General features: G+C 32.2%; 17 protein-coding genes and 1 tRNA gene. All 18 read right to left on the bottom strand.

All coding sequences use genetic code 11. The annotated features are described in order from the left end of the window. Positions 1–214 precede the first annotated feature (214 nt). Entirely contained in the window at positions 215–2,146 is a 1,932-nt protein-coding gene (acsV, locus tag HBE96_RS22790; protein WP_169299995.1) for a corrinoid activation/regeneration protein AcsV, read from the bottom strand. 58 nt (positions 2,147–2,204) lie between these two features. Further along, the gene (gcvH, locus tag HBE96_RS22785) at positions 2,205–2,579 is read right to left on the bottom strand and encodes a glycine cleavage system protein GcvH (protein ID WP_169299994.1); all 375 of its coding nucleotides are present in this window, start codon (positions 2,577–2,579) and stop codon (positions 2,205–2,207) included. 234 nt (positions 2,580–2,813) lie between these two features. Further along, positions 2,814–4,940: an acetyl-CoA decarbonylase/synthase complex subunit alpha/beta gene (gene acsB / locus HBE96_RS22780; protein WP_169299993.1), complete on the bottom strand. Its 2,127-nt coding sequence runs from the start codon at positions 4,938–4,940 to the stop codon at positions 2,814–2,816. 69 nt (positions 4,941–5,009) lie between these two features. After that, positions 5,010–5,795, bottom strand: coding sequence for a carbon monoxide dehydrogenase/acetyl-CoA synthase methytransferase subunit (gene acsE / locus HBE96_RS22775; protein WP_169299992.1), 786 nt, complete (start codon positions 5,793–5,795; stop codon positions 5,010–5,012). Positions 5,796–5,911: 116 nt separating this feature from the next. After that, on the bottom strand, positions 5,912–7,264 hold the full coding sequence (gene acsC, locus HBE96_RS22770; RefSeq protein ID WP_169299991.1) for an acetyl-CoA decarbonylase/synthase complex subunit gamma: 1,353 nt from the start codon (positions 7,262–7,264) through the stop codon (positions 5,912–5,914). Between the two features lie 47 nt (positions 7,265–7,311). After that, entirely contained in the window at positions 7,312–8,241 is a 930-nt protein-coding gene (gene acsD / locus HBE96_RS22765) for an acetyl-CoA decarbonylase/synthase complex subunit delta (RefSeq protein WP_169299990.1), read from the bottom strand. Between the two features lie 19 nt (positions 8,242–8,260). Beyond that, positions 8,261–9,034, bottom strand: a complete 774-nt coding sequence (locus HBE96_RS22760; RefSeq protein WP_169299989.1) for an ATP-binding protein — start codon at positions 9,032–9,034, stop codon at positions 8,261–8,263. 47 nt (positions 9,035–9,081) lie between these two features. Beyond that, positions 9,082–10,461, bottom strand: a complete 1,380-nt coding sequence (lpdA, locus tag HBE96_RS22755) for a dihydrolipoyl dehydrogenase (protein ID WP_169299988.1) — start codon at positions 10,459–10,461, stop codon at positions 9,082–9,084. 20 nt (positions 10,462–10,481) lie between these two features. After that, positions 10,482–11,357, bottom strand: coding sequence for a methylenetetrahydrofolate reductase (locus tag HBE96_RS22750; protein WP_169299987.1), 876 nt, complete (start codon positions 11,355–11,357; stop codon positions 10,482–10,484). A gap of 18 nt (positions 11,358–11,375) precedes the next feature. Continuing rightward, entirely contained in the window at positions 11,376–12,029 is a 654-nt protein-coding gene (locus tag HBE96_RS22745; RefSeq protein ID WP_169299986.1) for a methylenetetrahydrofolate reductase C-terminal domain-containing protein, read from the bottom strand. 26 nt (positions 12,030–12,055) lie between these two features. Beyond that, complete coding sequence (locus HBE96_RS22740) at positions 12,056–12,913, bottom strand: bifunctional 5,10-methylenetetrahydrofolate dehydrogenase/5,10-methenyltetrahydrofolate cyclohydrolase (protein ID WP_169299985.1); 858 nt, start codon at positions 12,911–12,913, stop codon at positions 12,056–12,058. Between the two features lie 119 nt (positions 12,914–13,032). Then, positions 13,033–13,665: a cyclodeaminase/cyclohydrolase family protein gene (locus HBE96_RS22735; RefSeq protein ID WP_169299984.1), complete on the bottom strand. Its 633-nt coding sequence runs from the start codon at positions 13,663–13,665 to the stop codon at positions 13,033–13,035. 20 nt (positions 13,666–13,685) lie between these two features. After that, positions 13,686–15,362 carry a formate--tetrahydrofolate ligase gene (locus HBE96_RS22730; protein ID WP_169299983.1) on the bottom strand — a complete coding sequence of 559 codons (1,677 nt, stop codon included), beginning with the start codon at positions 15,360–15,362 and terminating at the stop codon, positions 13,686–13,688. Next, on the bottom strand, positions 15,363–16,145 hold the full coding sequence (locus tag HBE96_RS22725) for a nucleotide-binding protein (protein WP_169299982.1): 783 nt from the start codon (positions 16,143–16,145) through the stop codon (positions 15,363–15,365). 242 nt (positions 16,146–16,387) lie between these two features. Beyond that, positions 16,388–18,280, bottom strand: a complete 1,893-nt coding sequence (cooS, locus tag HBE96_RS22720) for an anaerobic carbon-monoxide dehydrogenase catalytic subunit (RefSeq protein ID WP_169299981.1) — start codon at positions 18,278–18,280, stop codon at positions 16,388–16,390. Between the two features lie 983 nt (positions 18,281–19,263). Continuing rightward, a tRNA-Trp gene (locus HBE96_RS22715) sits at positions 19,264–19,338 on the bottom strand. Between the two features lie 63 nt (positions 19,339–19,401). Beyond that, the gene (locus tag HBE96_RS22710; RefSeq protein WP_243187041.1) at positions 19,402–20,304 is read right to left on the bottom strand and encodes a YitT family protein; all 903 of its coding nucleotides are present in this window, start codon (positions 20,302–20,304) and stop codon (positions 19,402–19,404) included. Positions 20,305–20,349: 45 nt separating this feature from the next. Further along, entirely contained in the window at positions 20,350–21,282 is a 933-nt protein-coding gene (locus HBE96_RS22705) for a metal ABC transporter substrate-binding protein (protein WP_342590217.1), read from the bottom strand. Positions 21,283–21,307 lie beyond the last annotated feature (25 nt).

The raw sequence follows: 21,307 nt of genomic DNA, 5'->3' as shown, positions 1-21,307 counted from the left end.
TTACCTCCTTCTTAATTTAAATATACTCTTTTTATAAAATATATCAAGTTTTCTTTAGGCATCTGAAAGAAAGTAATAAGTCCAAATGCCAAGGATATTTTGCGTCAGGCAAGGAATCAGGTTCCGCAGATAGTGAACTCTATCTAAGGGTTCTGCTGACACCGCATGATACAAAATATACTAGTAGATAGACTTATTATTTTTTGAAGATGCCTTACTTAGAAATTAAAGCTTTCACTGTAGGAAATTTTTCTATATCAGTGTGAGGCAAAAAACATGCTGATACAAACTCATCCATATACCCAGGTTCCACACTCAACTCTACATAAGTCATATTATTTGATATTTCTTCTAATTTATGTCTAGCATCCTCACTCATTAGAGTTAAATAACATCCCATTAATGAACTATTTCCTATATATTCAATTTTAGATCTATCTATATCAGGTAACATACCTATTTTCACTGAATTTTCAATGTCTAAGCTATTGCCTATTCCACCTGCTATATAAATTTTATCTATCATTGAAAAATCCATTCCAAGATTATTTAAAAGCATAGTAATACCTGAATAAATAGCCGCTTTAGCTCTTATAAAATTATCTATATCAACCTCTGTGATTGTTATATTCTTTTCCAAATTATATTCTTCTTTAAATACAAGTACATATTCACCAATGCCATGTTCGTCAAATCTAGTTCTATTTGTATTTAAATTTTTCACTATTTTACCTTTTCTATCTATTATTCCCGAAAGCATCATTTCACATATTAAATCAATGATTCCAGATCCACAAATTCCTGAAGGTTTATCATTCCCTATTACAGTAATTTTAGGTTCATAACTCTTTCTATCTATAGTAATCTTTTCTATAGCACCGTTTGAAGCTCTCATTCCACAGCTAATTTCTCCACCTTCAAAAGCAGGTCCTGCAGAACAAGCACAAGTCATTAAAAATTCCTTGTTTCCAAAAACAATCTCTCCATTTGTTCCTAAATCAATAAAAAGCACATTTTCATCAGCATCCCACATTCCTGATGATAATACTCCTGCCGTTATATCTCCACCAACATAACTTGCCACACAAGGTGCTAAATATACAAAAGTTTCAGGATTGACTTCTACTCCTAATTCTGAAGCTTTTATAAAAGGAGGTTTAACAAACGCCGGTATGTATGGTTCCATTCTTAAAAAATCTGGATAAACTCCTAAAAATAAATGAGACATAGTTGTATTTCCGGCTATTATAAGGGACACTATTTCATCCCTATGTACACCTGAATCCTTACACATTTTTCTTAAAATTGGATTTATGGTTTCTTGTATTACTGCATAATTTAAATCATGCAGTCCGTTCTTTTTTGTAGAATAAATTATTCTGTTAATAACATCTGCACCATACTTTATTTGCGCATTTCCAGAAGATGCTTTTGCTATAAGGTTTCCTCCATATAAGTCAACTAAACATGCAGCTACAGATGTAGTTCCAATATCTAAAGATACACCATATAATTTATTTGTTGTATCTCCTTTTTCTATATTAATTATTGTAGTTTTACCTTGTCCTCTTGGTATATGCGTTATAGTTATATTAAAATTAGCTTCTCTTAAAATTGGAGGTATTTTTCTAAGCATAGGAAGTCTGCAAAATACTTGATTATAGCCTAACTTATTTCTTAAATGTCTCTTTATTCTCTCAAAATCCGATATATTATCATTTAAAGTTGGAAGATCTAACTCTATATAATCTTTTTTTACATAAGTTTTAAATTCCATACCCCTATCTAAAATTTGTCTTTTTGCCTTTTCAAATATCTTATTTTCTCTATCTCCTGACAAACCTTCTATTTTCATATTATGCATAGAAGCTGAAGCATTTGATGGTATTTCTACTGTAATATCTCCAATAACACTTGAAGAACACGCTAAAACGTAGCCTTCATTCCACTCATCATCACTTATATGCCTATTTTTTTCTGCATTTACGTTTCCTTCAACTATTTTAACCTTGCATTTTCCACAAACACTATTTCCATTACAGGGTGCATCTATAAATATTTCTGCTTTCCTAGCTGCTTCTAGTAAATTTTCTCCTTGTTGCACTTCTATTTCTTTATTATATGGAACAAATTTAATTTTTGCCATATTCTGCAAACACCTCCTTAAAAAAAACTTTCTCGGCTAAAAAACCGAGAAGTTCTTCCTACTTTAAGCCTGCCTCGTATTTTGAAGCACTTAATAAATTATCAAGTTCACCTTTATCACTTATCTTAATTTTTGCTATCCATGCATCATAAGCATCTTCATTTATATACTCTGGCTCATCATCTAATTTCTCATTTACTTCTAATACTTCACCAGATAGAGGAGCTATTAAATCAGATGCTTTTTTTGAAGATTCAACTACTCCAAATGGCTTACCTTGAGTTATTTCATCTTCTAACTCTGGCATTTCAACAAATAATATTTCACCAAGCTGACTCTGTGCAAAGTCACTTATTCCTATAAACGCTGTATCTCCATCTACTTTAACCCATGTATGCTCATCACTATAATATAAATTCTCTGGAAAATTCATTTACTACACCTCTTTTTTCTAATTTTATTATATCCTAATTAGAAATTAGGATACCAGGTTGCCAACATTATGACATCCTGGCATCCTAATCAATGAATCTTACTTAGTAGAAGTTTAGTCTTCCGATAAGTTTAGATGAATTATCCAGGGCATAGCCACTGTTACCTCACACTCTAATAAAATGAGGAGTGTACAGTAGGTAGCCATCGGATAAATGCAATGTTTAAACTTTTACTACATTATTGGATCCATAGTTAATGCTGGATGACCTTTTTCTTCTAAGAATGCTAATACTTCTTCTGATTCTATAGCTATAGTTTCATCACAAATCATATCTGCAAAATTGTCTACACCATATAATTCTTTAGCAGTTTTATTTAATTTTTCTGCTACAAAATCTTTTAATTCTTTTGGCATCCATACTATTCTTCCTATTCCACCTTCAGCTTTCATAAATTTCTTTGATGGAATAAATGATCTACCATGTCCCATGAATCCTGGTGTTTGTACTCCACCACCTGTCATTGATGCAAGTTCACCAAATGTCATTCCAAGAGGAGTTGTTGCTCCGTGTTCTCTATTTACTATTACAACACCATTAGCTTCTGGCATTATACCAGTTATACATTCAAAACATCCGCAAGATGTCATAGGATCTTGTAATATACTATATAATGTAACATTATTTACAGCACCCTGAGATATTTTCGAAACTGTTTCATTTACTTTTTCCCAGATACCTGCATTTTCATCTACTAAACCATCTTTTGGTACTGCTTGACATGGTCCTGTTGGATTTAATTCAAGTGTTGCTTTTGCATCAAGCCATGAAACTGCACCACAAAGTCCTAATCTTTCTGGAGTTACTATACATACATGTGCTGGAGCGAAAGATTGACAAAGATTACATGAATAGAAAGTATCAACATTTTCATCTATTAATGATTCAAGTCTTTCATCTCTTTCCATAAATCTTGGCATCGCATATTTCTCTTTTAAATCATGAACTTTATCAGGATCTGTAATTAATACAACTTCACATTTATCAACAACTGAACCAAATTCATCTAACATTTTAGCATATATTACTTCACCAAAATGTTTTAATCTAAATCCTTTATCAAAAGCTTCTTTACCAATTCTTAATTGAGTCATATTTCTTTGTCCAACATGCATTACACCTTCAATATAGTTCAAGAAGTAATGAAGTCTTCTTTCTAGAACTGGTTCAAAATCTTTTTGCATGTTAGCACCAGATACCTTAACTAACATTCCCATAGGTAATCTTCCTGGAACTTCTGTTAAAGAATCGATGTCTGGTCCTACTACTTCTATCTTATGATCTTCAACTTCACTTGAGTCTCCACTCATTACTAATTCCCAAGCTTCAGTCTTTCCAGCACCAAATTCGATATGCATATCACCTTTTCTTATTCTCTCACCTTCAAATGCTGCTGCAAATGCAACTGGAATTGGAATTTCAGTAATCTTTATCTTTATCTTTCTTGCTTCAAGAGAAGTCTTAACTACTTTATCATAGTCTTTTTGAGTTAATAATAATGTAGGAACTTCTGGTACAACCTGATCAGTTATTACAGGGAATCCAAGTGCTATTGCACCAGCTCCTGCTGAAACTACAAGTTCACTTAGTGGACCAAATGCATTTACAAATGCAGGAACTCTGTCAGAACAATACTGAAGAACTGCACCTAAATCACCAGGCTTAACTGCTCCGAATATTAAAGCTGCTCTTATAGCAAAACTTACAATATGAATTACTGAAGTAACATCATATCCAAGAGGTACAACTCTTAGATCAAGACCCATCTCAACTTTACCCTCTATAGCTTGATCTATTACTTTACCAACTAAGCAAGTAAGCAATCCTTTTGATTGGTAATCTTTTATTACTTTTGCTGCAGTTTCAGCATCTGGGAATTCTCCAAGTACAACTGCCACACCTGGAACATCACCAGTAACTAATGGTACTCCAAACGATCTGATTATTGGGTCTGATATAAATCCTGAACAAGGTGCAGAATATGGTGAATCTGAAAGTACATACTTACAAGCTTCAATTATTTCTGCTGCCACTGCTGTAGCAAGACCAGAATTCAATAATTTATCTAGCATTTCTTCTTCAACTATTAAACTTTTAACTACATCTAAAGCAGCTTCTAGTTCTCCAACATTTGTAATTTTTTTACCTGTAGCAGCATAAATTACTGGTAATGAATATGCTGTATCAGGAAATGCTACCTTACAGTCTTTACCCTTCTTTTCTACAACTTCTTTGACTAAACCCTCGGCAGCTTCTAATGCTTGTTTTGACCCAGTGAATACAGTTTGATATAAATTCATTTTTTGCCCCTCCCCAAATTAAAATCTATATAAAATTAAAACCTATATAAAATTAAAGTTTATATAATATTAAAGTTCTAAATAAGAATCAGCATATAAAACAGCTCCGTTTACAACGTCACATGTTTTTATTGTTTCCATTAATCTTAAGTCACATGGATTCATTATAGCTGAAGTTAATCCGCATTGTATAGCCATTGCTGCATAAGTAGAATCCATTATTGGTCTTATATTCTTTGGTGCACTATTTGAAACATTACTTAATCCACAGCAAGTTCTAAGTCCCATTTCACTTATAAGCTTAATAGCTTCTAAAACTTCTTTTTGCTTATCTTGCATTCCTTTTATTACTAGGAATAATGGATCAAATAATAAATCTGTTGGCTCCATTCCAAGACCCATTCCTCTTTCAAGCATTTCTGTACAATAAGCTATTCTTTCATCGTTATCCTTAGTTATACCTTCTTTTGCACATAATGCAATACACATAGCATCATATTCTGCAGCTAAATCTATATTTTCAATTCTACCAGCAGCATCAGCTGAATTTACAATTGGTTTTCCTTTTTCTCTATTGTAAACTTTAAGTCCAGCTTCTATTGCTTTCTTATTTGTTGTATCCAATGCAAGAGGAACATTGTCAAATTCTTTTTGAAGTAATTGAACTCCCCATTTCATTATTTCTTCTCCATCTTTTTCAGCTGGTCCTATGTTGAAATCCAAATAATTAGCACCTGCGTCTAATTGTTCTTTTGCTCTTTTTAAAATTTGTTCTGGGTTTCTTTCTTCTATAGCCTTTCTGATAGCTGGAGATATGCAGTGTATTCTTTCACCAATAACCATAAATTTATCCATTTTCAAATGACCCCCTGTTTTATATCATTAATTTTTAAAAAAATAAAATTTTATATTATTTATAATTGAGAATCAAGATAAAACTCGATTCTCAATTACAAACTCGAATACTTTTATTATTTAATGTTTAACTCTTTTAAGAACTTAGGAATAAACATAGCTTCTGTTGTTCCAACTGTAACATCCCAACCTGGTAATTTCTCTTCCAAATCGCCTTTTAAAACAGCAACTTTTCCTGGAAGTATAAGTTTTCTGCACTTAGTCTTGCTTTCTATTCCTGATTCCTTTACAAAATCTGCAATAACAGTTGAAGTAAATTTACCAGCGGCCCAAGAAGTAAGAACTGAGTATCCGCCTGCATCTGGAATTAGCATCCAAACTGGCATCTTAGATCTTTCAACTTCTCCAGTTACTATAAAGTAAGTTAATGCAAAATCAACAGTACATATTACTGGTGAATTTTCATCTGCACCATTAAATCCATAGATACCTGGTTCAACTCTCATTGGTTTCTGAGGATCTGTGAATATGTTTTGTCTTACTCCATATAGAGGTAATGCTCTAACATAATCCATATCACTTAAAACTATTAATGAACCATATTTCATTGTAAATAATGTAGATAATGCTACTTCCATGAACTTATCACCTTTTGAAAGTTCATCTACAAATAATATTGAAGGATAACCAAATACTCTGTCTTGATCTTGAATATTTATTCTTCTTATTTGAACTGTATTTTCAAAAGCTTCTTTTATTGAAGCTGAACCTGGATCAAGAACTAAGTTCTTATATCCTAGTTTGTGTATTTCTTCAACTAAAGCATATAATGCTTCTAAGCTTTCAGCTTTTACTCCTAGTGCTAGGTTATCTGCTTTTACTAACTCAACAAAAGCAGCATAGTTCTCTTTATTAGCACCATATACTAATGGATTTTCATCTTTAACTAAATCTAAAGCTTCTTTAGCAACACTAGCATCTTCACAAATTAATGCATAAGCAACCTTTAAGCCACTTGCTTTTACTTTGTTAATTAAAGCGATATACTTATCCTTATTTCCAGCATATTTTAATGCTGCAAATTCAACCTTCATATCTTCGCCTATTCTTACATAGTCAACTTCTTTCATATGTGCAATTTTAGTATCTATTTCAGCATCATCCATAGAGTCACTCAATAAAACTGCAAATCTATTTCTATTTACTAATGTTTTCTCATGACGGAACATAACAGTTTCTCCGCCTAATTTATACTCACTATCACCTTTACCTATTGTTACAGTTTTCATTAATGGTGCTGTAGCTTCTGATAATTTTTCCAAAGATTCAGAACTCATATGTGGACATTTTCCTATTTCTACAGCTCCTGCTGCAACCTTCATTGAAAATGCCAAACAAGTTGGAAATCCACAATCTTTACAATTCTTTTTTGGTGTTAATTTAAATATATCTAATCCTTTTAAAGCCATTTTTAATCCTCCCTTATTTAAATCCCAGTATAAAATTTAAATTTACATTAAGCTAATAATTCATTTACAAATTTTTTAATAGTCTCTAATGATTTTGGATGACGTAAAATTACTGCGTTTGATCCTGAAGCTAAAACACCTGCGGCAGTTGAAACTTCCATAGAAATTCCTCTTTCTTCTAAGTTCTCCCATGTTTCTTCATCAATGGATTCTTTTACTTTCCAAGTTTCAAATGCAACTGGTGTAATTATAGGAACCTGTAATGTTTTATCATCTTGTCCTAAAGCTGCAAGTCTAACTCTATCTAATGTTGAAATAACATATTCATATCCATACCCTGCTGCTGAACAGCCTACGTTATCAACTATCTTTTCATTAGGAACCCCTAATTGATTTACTAATATGTTTATTTGTTTTGCAAGGTTTATGTCAACAGATGATTCTGCACCAATCTTATGATTATAAGCCATAGCACCTGCTGCTGCTATAGTTTTATAGTTATCCTCTACTGCTGATAAAAGAAGAACATTGTGTCCATCTAATTCTTGAGCAATTTTTTCAAATAACTTAGCATCTTTATCATGATTTCCTGTGCCTGCTACAACAAGAGGAGTTTTTATAGCTTCTACCACTGCCTTTGCTGTTTTAGCACACTCTTCAACTGAATTGTCTTTTCCATTTGGATCTGCTGAATCTAATTTTAAACAGATAAAATCAGGAGCATATTTTTCTTCAATATGCTTTGCCCAAGCAACTGGATCATTACATACATCTTTATAAAGCTCTAATACTGTCTTTGGCCAGCCTTCTACATCATCTGTAATATCCATACCTAATTTAGGAGCGTTTCCTGTATTTCCATCAAAAGAATAGAAAGGAAGAACATTTTCTCCTCCTAATTTTATAGCTTTTTCACCTGTTCCAATTTCTACTTCACAAATCTTTCCTGAAAATTTCTGTACTGACTTTTTGAACATAACTTAATGCCTCCTTAAATTATTTATTAAATTGGATTTTTGATAAAATATCATATAATGCTTTTTTAGATTGGGATTCCTCTGGCATATCTACTAGAGGTTTCCCATTTGTATCATATTCATAAATGGTAGAATCCATAGGTACAACGCCTATTAAATTTAGGTCTTGCTTTTCTATTTCCTCCCTGGTTCCATCATTTATTTTACCTTCTGGAGCTCTATTAACTATAAGAAAAATTTGGCCTACTTTTAATTTCAATTCATCGACTAATCTTCTTATTCTTCCTACAGCTTGAATACCTCTTCTAGAACAGTCGCTGATTAAAAATAATGTATCAATATTCTCAACTAGCTTTCTACTTAAATGCTCCATTCCAGCTTCATTATCTATAATTATATATTTATAGTTTGCAGCTAAAGAATCTATTTGAGCCTTTAACACCCCATTTACATAACAATAGCATCCAGGCCCTTGAGATCTTCCCATTACAATCATGTCATAGCCATCACCTTCAGTTATGGATGTATTTAATTTGTATTTTAAGTAATCAGCTTTTAACATGCCGCCTGGAAACTTATTTCCCTCAAGTGACTTTTGGTTTACATCTTCTTTTATATCCCCTATAGTTTCTTCTACTTCTTCACCTAAAACTTCATTTAAATTAGCATTTGCATCAGCATCTACAGCTAATATTGGACTTTCTCCCTTTTTTACAAGATAATCTATTAATAATCCTGTTAATGTAGTTTTACCAGTTCCACCTTTTCCTGCTACAGCTATTTTATATGCCATTGTATAACCTCCTTCTATTGTCATGTATAGGGGCTACCCCCCATTCTTTACTCTACTGAATGAACAGATTGTTTATGAACATCATGAAGTGCTTCCATAATTCCTTCACATAAAGTTGGATGTGGATGAATTACCTCTCCTACCTGTTCTGCTGTTAAGCCAAATTCACAAGCTACTGTTAATTCACCAAGCATATCTGCTGCACGCTCTCCTATTATAGCTGCTCCAATAATTACATCTTTTTCATCTGTAATTACTTTTACAAATCCCTGTAATTTACCCATAGCTTGAGCTTTTCCTAATCCTCTGAAATCGAACTTTCCTACTTTATAATTAATTCCAGCTTCTTTAGCTTGTTTTTCTTTCATACCAACAGAAGCAACTTCTGGTTCTGTAAATACACAACCCGGTACAGCTTTATAGCTCATTTTCTTCTTTTTGTCTAATATAGCATTTTCTACAGCTACAATCCCCTGCCTTGAAGCTACATGAGCTAAATCAGGACTTATAGTTAAATCACCTATAGCATAAATTCCATCTATATTAGTTTCTAAATACTCATTAACTATTACCTTACCCCTATCAGTCTGTATTCCTAGCTCTTCTAATCCAAGACCATCAGTATATGGTCTTCTACCAATAGCTACAAGCATCTTTTCTGCTTCCACTTTTTTGCCACTTTGTAGAGTTGCAACTACATTACTATCTCCAACTTCTACAGTTGAAATACCATCACCTACAAAGAACTTTAACTTACCTTGCTTAAAGCTTCTTTGAAGTATTTTTGCTGTATCTTCATCTTCAAGTGGTAATAATTGTGGTAACATTTCTACTATTTTAACTTCAGTTCCAAGTCTATTTAAGAACTGTCCTATTTCACAACCTATTACACCTCCACCAACAATAATCATTGATTTTGGTTGTTCTTTAAGATTTAAAACTTCATCAGAAGTCATTACATTTTTTCCATCGTAAGGAAGGAATCTTGGAACTACTGGTACAGAACCTGTGGAAAGAATTATCTTGTCAGCTGATATACTTTCCTTTGTTCCATCTTCCTTTGTAACTTCAACTTCTTTATTACTTACTAATCTTCCTGATCCCCTTACAAGTTTTACTCCCTTGCTTTCAAATAAGTACTCAATTCCCTTTACAAGGTTAGTAACAACCTTTTCTTTTCTTTCCATTATAGCTGCAAAATCAGCTTTTACATCAGCTTCAAAATTAATACCAAATTTTTTAGCTTCTTTTACTGTATTTAATACGTCTGAACAAGCAAGTAGTGCTTTTGTAGGTATACATCCTACATTTAGACAAGTTCCGCCTACTTTACCCTTTTCAATTACAGTAACATCTGCTCCTAAAAGTGCAGCTTTAAGTGCAGCTACATATCCGCCTGGTCCCCCACCAATAACAACTATTTTCATTTATAATCGCCCCTTCGATTTTATAATCCTGCCTGATCTAAAATTAATGGCACATTTTCCTCCGCACCAATTGCCATTATATGAACTCCATCACAAAGTCCTTCATCTTTTACCTTCTTTATAAACTCTCCAGATATTTTTATTCCTTCCTGAACTTTGTTTTCCGCACCCTTCATTCTTTCAATTAATTCATCTGGAACAAATATTCCCGGAACATTTTTATTCATATATTTAGCCATACCTGCTGACTTTAATGGAATTATACCCACCATAAGTTTAGCATCTAAATGTTTAGTTTTTTCTCTAAACATTTTCAAAGTCTCTATATCATATACAGCTTGTGTCTGAAAAAATTTAGCACCAGCTTTTATTTTCTTGTCCATTTTTAAAATTTGTAATTCTAAAGGATCATATCTTGGGGTTACACAAGCTCCTAAATAAAATTCAGGTGTACCATTTAAGTCATTACCTGCCATATCTTTTCCTTGTGCTATAGTGCTTGCTACATTAAGTATTCCTACACTGTCTAAATCATAAACTGGTTTAGCTCCTGGATGATCTCCTGTCATTGTATAATCTCCTGTAAGAGCTAGTACATTTTCGATTCCAAATACCCCTGCTGATAAAAGTTCCCCTTGAATTGCTATTCTATTTCTATCTCTTCCTGTTATTTGAAGAACAGGCTCTAATCCTGCATCCTTTAACACCTTACATGTTGCTAAAGAAGTAGCTTTTAATGTAGCAGACTGAAAATCTGTAACATTAACTCCATGTGCTCTTCCTTTTATTGCTTTAGCACATTCTATCAAATGAGAAAGATCTATACCTTTTGGAGGAGCCATTTCTGCTGTTATTGCAAATTCTCCTCTTTCGAAAGCTTCTTTCAATAGGCTCATTTTTAATCCCCCTTAGAATTATTCCTTATCTCTTAAATCTACTTTTCTTGGATGAGCATCAACTCGATAATCCCTTGGTTCTTTAATATCTAGTAAATTATCAAGTTTATTAAGCTCTTTTAGTTTGTTGTATATCAAGATCCATGCACAATCATTTTCTGGATCAACTTCACATTTTCCATCTCTTGCTCCACCACAAGGTCCATTTAAAAGTCCTTTAGCACACATTGTTATTGGACATATTCCACCAGACCATCCAAGTTGACAATTTCCGCAAGCTCTACAAGCTTCCTTGTACTGCCCAACTCTCTCTATCTCACCTATAAATGATGTATTATTAGCTGGATACACAGGAACCTTTAAAAGTTTTGCAACTGTTTGAGTCCCATCACCACAGGCCATGGATAAAACTGCATCAGCCTCTTTTAACTCTTCCTTTAGAGCTTTTAAATCTTTCCTAGTTTTTAATAAATTACAGGAAGGATCCAGTATTTTATATCCTAAAACTGTTTTACCATTTTCCTCTAACTTAGCTTTCATTTCCAATACTTCTTCTTCTCCACCTACTTTACAAGTGGAAGCACATAAAGAACAACCTGTTAATATTACTTTCTTACTATCTTTAAGATATCCTAGTACCTCTTCAAAAGGCTTTTTCTCTGAAATAATCATTCTTATTCCCCCATCTTAACAAATGCTTATACTAGATTATTTTGCAACTTACATGCTTTTACCACATGCTTAGCAAGTATTGAAGTTGTAACTGAACCTACTCCCGCTGGAACTGGAGTTATCATGGACGCTTTTTCTATGCAGCTATCAGTATCTGCATCCCCACATAAATTACCTTTTTCATCTACATTTATACCAACATCTATAACTACAGATCCACTTCCAATATACTTAGAATCTATCATTTTTGCTTTACCAATTCCAACCACTACTATATCAGCTTTGGAAGTTACAGAAGGCATATCTTGAGTTCTTGAATGACATATAGTAACTGTTGCATTTTCATTTAAAAGCAACATTGACACTGGCTTTCCTACAACCATGGATCTTCCTATTACTACAGCATTTTTACCCTTCATAGGTATATCATAATATTTCAATATTTCAATTACTGCAGATGGAGTACAAGGTGCAAAACCAGTTTCATCTTTTTCCATTAATTTAGCAACGTTTACAGGGCTAAAACAATCAACATCTTTCTCCGGTGCGATTATATATTTAATAACACTTTCGTCTAGTTGTTTTGGGAATGGCCTAAAGATTAATATACCATTAGTAGTTTTATCTTCATTTACTTTTTTAAGTTCTGCTATGAAATCGTCTTGTACTATGTTTTCTGGAAGCTCTTTAACTTCTGTATCTATTCCTATTGAAGCACATCTTTTAAGAGCTCCTCTCTCATAAGCAAGGTCACTTCCGTTTGCTCCAACCCTTACTATAGTAAGTTTTGGAGTAATACCCTTAGCCTTTAATTCTTCTACTTCTTTAGTTAACACTGAGCTTATCGCATCTGCAACTGGCTTTCCTTTAATTATTTGACCCATACTTACAATCTCCTTCATAAACAAAATTATTAATTAATAGCATTTAATTATGTTAATATCCCTAGGAAGGAATTTTACTCCTTCCCATAGATATCATTTTATCCAATTAAATAAAGTTGTTATTTACTAAGTGCTTTTACTACTTTTTCATAAACTTCATCAGCTATTTTTATTCCATCCTGAATTAAATGTTCCGTTTCCTTCTTTACTTTTTCAATATAAGCTTCATCTTTAATTGAATTTATGTTGATTATTACATTTAATTGAGCCCCAATTATAGCGGCTCTTAATGCCTGCACACCAACTCCAACATCGCTTATGGCAAGCATAGAGCAATTATCTACTAGTGCTTCATGAAGTTTTATAGATTCATAACACTGTTTAACTATAGCCACTGGAACTTCACAAGCAGACTTTAAACATTTCTGCAAAGTTTCTTCTTTTAACTTTTTTTCCTCTTCAGTTTCCTTAGGCATACCATATGCTTTTGAAAGAGGAAGGAAGCATTCTGCATCAGCATCTATAAGTTTTAGAAGTTCTTCCTGAAGCTGTCCTGCTTTATCAAGTATGCCTTGAACTTTTTCTTCATACTGAACATATTTTCTCTTTCCTATAGTAAGATTACAAACCATACTTCCTAATGCCATTCCTACAGCACCTACTAAAGCTGCAGCTCCACCTCCACCAGGCACTGCTGCCTTTGATGCAAGGACTTCTATAAAATCTGTACAAGTTCTGTCTGCTAGTTTCATCGTAATTTCCCCCTCTGAAATTAGAATAATCCGCTTATTACTCCATTTTCATCAACATCAATTCTTTCAGCTGCTGGAACTTTAGGAAGTCCTGGCATCTTCATTATTGATCCAGTTAAAGCAACAACAAATCCTGCACCTGCTGAAACTGTTACTTGTCTTACTGTAATGTTAAATCCTGTTGGTCTTCCAAGTTTAGTCTGGTCATCAGTTAAAGAATATTGTGTTTTTGCTACACATATTGGTGTTTGTCCAAATCCATTTTTCTCTAACTCTGCTATTTCTTTTTCAGCTTGTGCTGTAAATACTGCATCATCAGCACCATAAACCTTTTGAGCTATAGCTCTTATTTTTTCTTTAATTGGTAGTTTTTCATCATATGCGAATTGGAAATCATTCTTTCCTTCATCTATCAATCTCATTACTTCTTTAGCAACTTCTACGCCGCCTTCTCCGCCTTTTGCCCAAACTTGTGATAACTTAACATTTACGCCAAGTTCCTTACATTTGTTTTCAACTAGCTTTAACTCAGCTTGCGTATCAGTTGGGAATTCATTTATTGCAACTACTGCTGGTAATTTATATACCTTAGTTATGTTTTCAACATGTTTCAATAAATTTGGAAGTCCTTTTTCAAGAGCTTCTAAGTTTTCATTATTTAAATCAGCTTTTGGCACTCCGCCATTATATTTTAATGCCCTTACTGTAGCAACTATTACTACTGCATCTGGTTTTAATCCAGCCATTCTACATTTAATATCCAGGAATTTTTCTGCTCCAAGGTCAGCACCGAAACCTGCCTCTGTAACTACGTAATCAGCAAAATGAGTAGCCATTCTTGTAGCTATTACTGAATTACATCCATGAGCTATGTTAGCAAATGGTCCACCATGAACAAATGCTGGTGTCCCTTCTAGTGTTTGAACTAGATTTGGTTTTAATGCATCTTTAAGTAATGCAGCCATTGGTCCTTGAGCTTTTAATTGTCCAGCTGTTACAGGCTCTCCACTTCTTGTATATGCTACAACTATTCTAGCAAGCCTTTCTTTTAAATCAGTTATGTTACTAGCTAAGCAGAATATAGCCATTATTTCTGAAGCAACAGTTATATCAAAACCATCTTCTCTTGGCATTCCATTAGCTTTTCCCCCTAAACCATCAACAACAAATCTTAATTGTCTGTCGTTCATGTCAACACATCTTCTCCAAACTATTCTTCTTGGATCAATGTCTAAAGCATTTCCTTGATATATATGGTTGTCTAACATTGCAGCTAGTAAATTATTAGCTGCTCCTATTGCATGGAAATCTCCAGTAAAATGTAAGTTAATGTCTTCCATTGGAACAACCTGTGCATATCCACCACCTGCTGCTCCACCTTTAACTCCAAATACAGGTCCCAGTGATGGTTCTCTTAATGCAACTATTGTATTCTTGCCTAATTTTGATAGAGCATCAGCTACACCTATTGATGTAGTAGTTTTTCCTTCTCCTGCTGGTGTTGGATTTATTGCTGTACATAATATTAATTTGCCTTTTTTACTAGGAGTTGTTTTTAAAAGATTGTAATTCACTTTAGCCTTATATTTTCCGTAAAGCTCAATATCATCTTCAGGTAATCCTACCTTTTTAGCTATTTCTCTAATGTCTTCCATTTTACATTCTTGTGCTATTTCGATGTCTGATTTAAAACCCATTTAAATTACCCCCATCTCTAATTTTTCTTTTATTTTTTTTACCTCCTCTACGGTTTCCTTACTGGAATCGTATGGAGATTGGTTAACCCTATCAGAAGTACCTACAGTTTCACAGTAATGCATAAAACCAAGGCAGGCATCTTCACCTACATTTTCAAGCACGTATTTTTCATCTTCTTCATTTCTAATTTTATTTGCAACTACAAAAACTTTATCTATACCTATGTCTTTAGCTAATTTTTTTACATGATAATATGTTTGAATACTCCTAATTCCTGGTTCTACAACAACAACAAATACATCTACCCCTTGAGCTGTTCCTCTTCCTAAATGCTCAATACCTGCTTCCATATCCATGATTACTATATCCTTATTTTGAAGTATTAAATGAGAAGTAAGCTTTTTAAGGAGTACATTTTCAGGACAAATACAACCAGTTCCACCAGTATCTACTGTTCCCATTGTTAACACTCTTACTCCATTATATTCTTTACAGTATCTTTCAGGTATGTCATCAACTTTTAGATTTATTTTAAACATCTTGCCAAAAGCACCTGGTGTGGAATTGGTTCTCTCTGCCACCAACTTTTTCATTTCTGATATTGGTACTATCTCATTAATTATTTCTTGTGGGAACCCTAATGCTAAAGCTAAATTAGGATCTGGATCTGCATCTACAGCCAATACCTTATATCCTTCCTCTACATATATTCTACTTATTATGGCAGAAAAAGTGCTTTTGCCTACACCACCTTTTCCTGTTATAGCCATTTTCATTTTCATATTATAGTTCCCCCTTCTCACTAGTTATTTAAAGTCTTTATAATGAGTTTCAAGTAAATTCTTTCTCGAAATGATAAATTAAAGTTTTGTTTTATCATTTCGAGAAAGTTTTTTGTATCATTTTGATTCTTTAAAATTACTTTTTAAGTTAATACCTTAAAGTTATACGTTGGCATAATACTTGCTCATTTAAATAAGTAATTACTATTAAAGTATTTTTACTTTATTTTCATTATACTACTTTATATACCCAATTTTTTACGTTTTTCATTAATTCTGTTTACTATTTCATCAACAGCCTTATGTGGATCTGGTTGGATAAAGAATTTAGCTCCTACCCAATCTTCCAATTTATTAGTCAATATATCTACGACTTCTGGGCTACCTGTTACTGGAGGAACAGTTCCAAGCCAAGTATCAATACCGGAAGCTACTACATAACATCCTATTGAAACTGCTTTCTCTGACATCCATTCTGGAGCTACACCAGCTACTGGTAAATCACTAAAATCTACACCTAAATGATTAGCTACAGAACCTACTAGCTCTAAAATACGGCTTATGTCAACACAGGAACCCATGTGAAGTACTGGTGGAATATCTACTAACTCACATACCTTTTTAAGTCCTGGACCTGCAAGTTCTCTTGCTTCCTTCTTAAGTAATCCTGCTTTAGCTGCTGCTTGAGCTGCGCAACCTGTAACAACAACAATTACATCGTTCTTAATTAAGCCTTTTATAGTTTCTATGTGACCAAAATCATGTTGAACCTTTGGATTATTACATCCAACTACAGCTGCTGCTCCTCTTAAAACACCTGCAACTATAACATCTGCTAAAGGTTTTGTAGTCTGCATTGGTCCTATTTGAGAGTTTACAACCCCATCTAATTTATTTAATATTTCTTCTGTACTATATCCAACTACTGCTTCTGATTTAAGTTCTGGTATCATAACCTTGTTCTTATCTCTATTTTTAAAGTTCATTATTGCTTCTTTTACAATTTGTCTAGCTGTTTCAAGTGGATGTTCTTCATCCATTTCCATACGAAGTGATCCCTTAATGTTAGCTTTTGGTGAAGTTGTTATGAATTTAGTATGATATGATTCAGATAATTTTGCTAGTGCAGGGAATATACATTGTACATCAACTACTAAAGCTTCAACAGCACCTGTTACTACTGCTAATTCTTGCTGCATAAAGTTTCCTGCTAATTTAATACCATGTCTCATAGTAGCTTCATTTGCAGTACAACACATACCACAAAGATTTATTCCATCTGCTCCCTGCTCTTTAGCTAAAGCTATCATTTCTGGTTCTTCAGCTGCTTGTACAATCATTTCTGAAAGTACTGGTTCGTGACCATGTAAAACAATATTTACTGAATTGCCTCCTAATACTCCTAAATTTGCTTCAGTACCTATTGAATGAGGTGTTCCAAACATTATATCACTAAACTCTGTAGCCATATATGATCCCATCCAACCATCTGCAAGTCCACATCTCAAAGCCATTTTAATCATAGGTTCAGCATCTGCCATACATCCTATATGTGTTGAATGCATGATTGAAACTACTTCTCTATCAAATCCTCTAGGAGTTATCCCTAAATTATCCCAAATTTCTTTTCTCTTTTTAGGCAGTGTTGGTGGAAAATTAACTTCTCCCATTTGTCTACCAAAATCGTTTAATCCTGCTTGTGCAACATCATGAGCTATATCGTATATATCTCTACCCTCTGTTGGAACGTTAAATCTTTCTGCTACTTTCATCAACTTCTTTTCATCTTTAACCTTTATATCGCCATCAGGAGATGTATGATATAGTTCAAGAGCTATACTTCTACCATGATCTGAGTGAGCTGCTACTCCACCTGCAACCATTCTAGCAAAATTTCTGGAAACGATAACACCTGCATCAGCACCGCAAATACCTCTTTCTACACCTTTACCTGGAACTGGACTTACTCTACAAGGTCCTAAATTACAGTTTCTACAACATACACCTGCAGAACCAAAACCACAAGGTGTCTTTAAAGCATCTTTTCTGTCCCAAGCCGTTTGTACCCCATCTTTTTTAGCTTTGTCCAACATTTCAAGTGTAGTCTTGTCAATTGAAAGTACTTTTTCATCCATTTTAATAAATTCCCTCCTTGCTGAATTCCCTCCTTAACATAACGGAGTTAATTCCTGTTATTACCTAAACCCTATTGTTTTTTTATTTAGAAAATAATTGTACCTAAATAGTTACAATTATAATCTTTTTTTATTTTATTTAATAAAGAAATTATATTTGTGCATACTAAAAACGTTAAAAAATAAACATCTATTGTCATAAAAATCTCAATTTTGCAACAAATTTATGCAAATTTAAATTTTAAATTATGATTTTTCTTAATTTTTTCAAACTTTTTCTTCGGTAAATTTTGGTTAAATTAGAATGTGATTTTTAGCTTTGGTAAAATTATTTAATAGAATTTAAAATGTACATTCTATATACACTTATAAATGATTTTTAGAAAATTTATTGGATAACTTTGTTAAACGTCCTTCTAGTCATTATAATATCATACTTTATATGTAGAATGCAAAGTATTTTTTCACTGAGTTTTTTAAATATTCAAGCTGTAAATAATGGTTAAATATACTTTTCTATTAAATTACATTTTTTAATCTGTTCTTGTAAAATTCCATTTTTCACACAATTTATTGTTAATTTTTTAATTATCTTTTATTTTAACTCAACTATTTTAAAAACTTTTTGAACTTATTTTATACAAACTCTATTTTTCAATCTATCGCAAAAATTATTCTGCTGTTCCACATTCGACTTATTTTTTCAACAGTGTTTTATTTCTACAAAAATCCTTTTATAATAATATGGTTATTTTTTACTTTCAATACTTTTTATATAAATTATGTATAAAATTTATAATGATTATTATAAAAAAATTAACATTTTGTTAAAATAAAATGCTAATTTAAACCATACCTTATAAATTTTAATTAAAATTAATTGTTAAAATGCCCAAATAAACTTTATTAGTAGAAATTTAAAATTGAGAATAATTGTTGGCATAAAAAAAGAAAGCTTTTCAATAATTTGAAAAACTTTCTTTTGGCAGGGGCAGTAGGATTTGAACCCACAACCAATGGTTTTGGAGACCACTACTCTACCGTTGAGCCATACCCCTAAGACATTGTCTATTATACATTATATTTTTAAACATTGCAAGTCTTTTTTAAATTATTTTTATTTACTGTTTTACCTTACTAAGATCAAATCCCATTCCCAATACTTCATGTGTATCACTTATTATAATAAATGCATTAGGATCATACTCTTTTACTAGAACTTTAAACTTATTAACTTCCATCTGCTGCATTACTACCATTAAAACATCATGTTCTTCTTCTGTATATCCACCAACTCCTGATAGTTTCGTAAGCCCTCTGTCCAAATCTTTTATAACAGCATTTCTAATTTCTTCTACTCTATCAGAAACCACAAATGCCAATTTTGAACTGGTAAATCCTAATTGTATTAAATCAATAGCTTTTCCTGTTATAAAGTTTACAATAAGGGCATATAATATTTTTTCTACATTAAAAACAAGTCCACCAGACAAAATCACTAGTCCATCTATTATTAACTGTGATTTACCAATACTAAATCCAGTATAATAATTAATGAGAGTTGCAATTATGGATGTACCTCCTGTAGAACCATTGCTTCTAAATACTAATCCTAAACCAATGCCAGCCAATACTCCGCCATAAACTGAAGATAATATTGGATTTTGTGTTACCGTCGGCATATTTTTTGTAAGTAATATAAGTAATGGTAAAACACATGAACCAAATGCCGTTTTCACTCCAAATTTCTTACCTAAAAAAAGCAATCCAATAAAAAACAAAGGAATATTAGTAGCCCATTGAGTAATTGCAGGCTCTACTCCATATAGCTGCTTTACTATTATTGATAGTCCTGCAGTTCCTCCTGATACAATTTGATTTGGAGCTAAGAAAACATTAAAACTTATAGCTGTTATAAAGCAACCTATAACTATTTGAAAGTACTCCCATAAACAATTAAAATTATTACTTCTTACAATTTCTTTTTTTACTTCTAACATTGTATTCAACCAAACCTTCTTCATATATACTCCAATCCAAGCAATATTCAAAAATAATTTTACTTAGTATTATTTTTTTACAGCTCCACTTTCATAGGAATTTTTTAATGCTTCTAAATTAGATTTTACAATATCCTCATAATTAACTTCACCATTATATATTTTGATATTTACAGCCTTTATGCTATACTTTTTTATAATCTCTTCATTTTCCTTTAAAATTAATGGATTATTGTACAAAAACACAAGATTTTTTGAGTTTTTAACTTTATCTTCTAAATCCCATTTACCATTAGAATCTTTTGATGTATATATTGCATTAAAGTCATTATATTTAATAAAATAATTCATTTCATCTTCTGCAAATATAAAGTTGCAATCTTTTAATTTACCTGATATTGTTTTTAAATCTTTTTGATATTCTTCAACATTCTTTATTGCTTCAGAAAAATTTTTCTGATATAAATCTCTATTTTTGGGATCCTTATCTTGTATTGCATTTTTAATGTTCAATAAAGCTATTTTATAATTGTCAATATTCATTAAGTAATAACAGTTATCTTTTAATACTGCATTTTTATATTTTACTTCCTTATTATAGGATAAAAGTTTTACACCTCTAGAAACATTTATTACCCCCACTTTACTTTTATTTAATTTGTCTATAAAATCATCAATCCAAGGTTCAAATCCCGCTCCCATATAAATCAATAAATCCTTCTTAGCTATATTGTTTAAACTATCAGAAGTAAATTCAAAATTTTGTTCTGTATCTCTATTCTTAAAAATATAGTCTACAGAGTGCATATTTTTAGATATAGTTTTAACCATACTGTATAACAATTTATTCGTAGTAGTAATATTTAATTCTATATCCTTTCTTGTTTCCATTTTAACTACATCATTATCAGGTTTTACTGGTTTGTTTTGTATCTGATATCCACAACCACTTAATAATATTATACAAAAAAATAATAATACTGCATTTTTCAAATTATTCACCTCGTAATTAAATGCATTAAAAAAT

The organism is Clostridium muellerianum (assembly GCF_012926525.1).
GTDB lineage: Bacteria > Bacillota > Clostridia > Clostridiales > Clostridiaceae > Clostridium_AM > Clostridium_AM muellerianum.
Note: the sequence above shows the minus strand (reverse complement) of the source record. Positions and strands in the feature narration are given on the sequence as shown.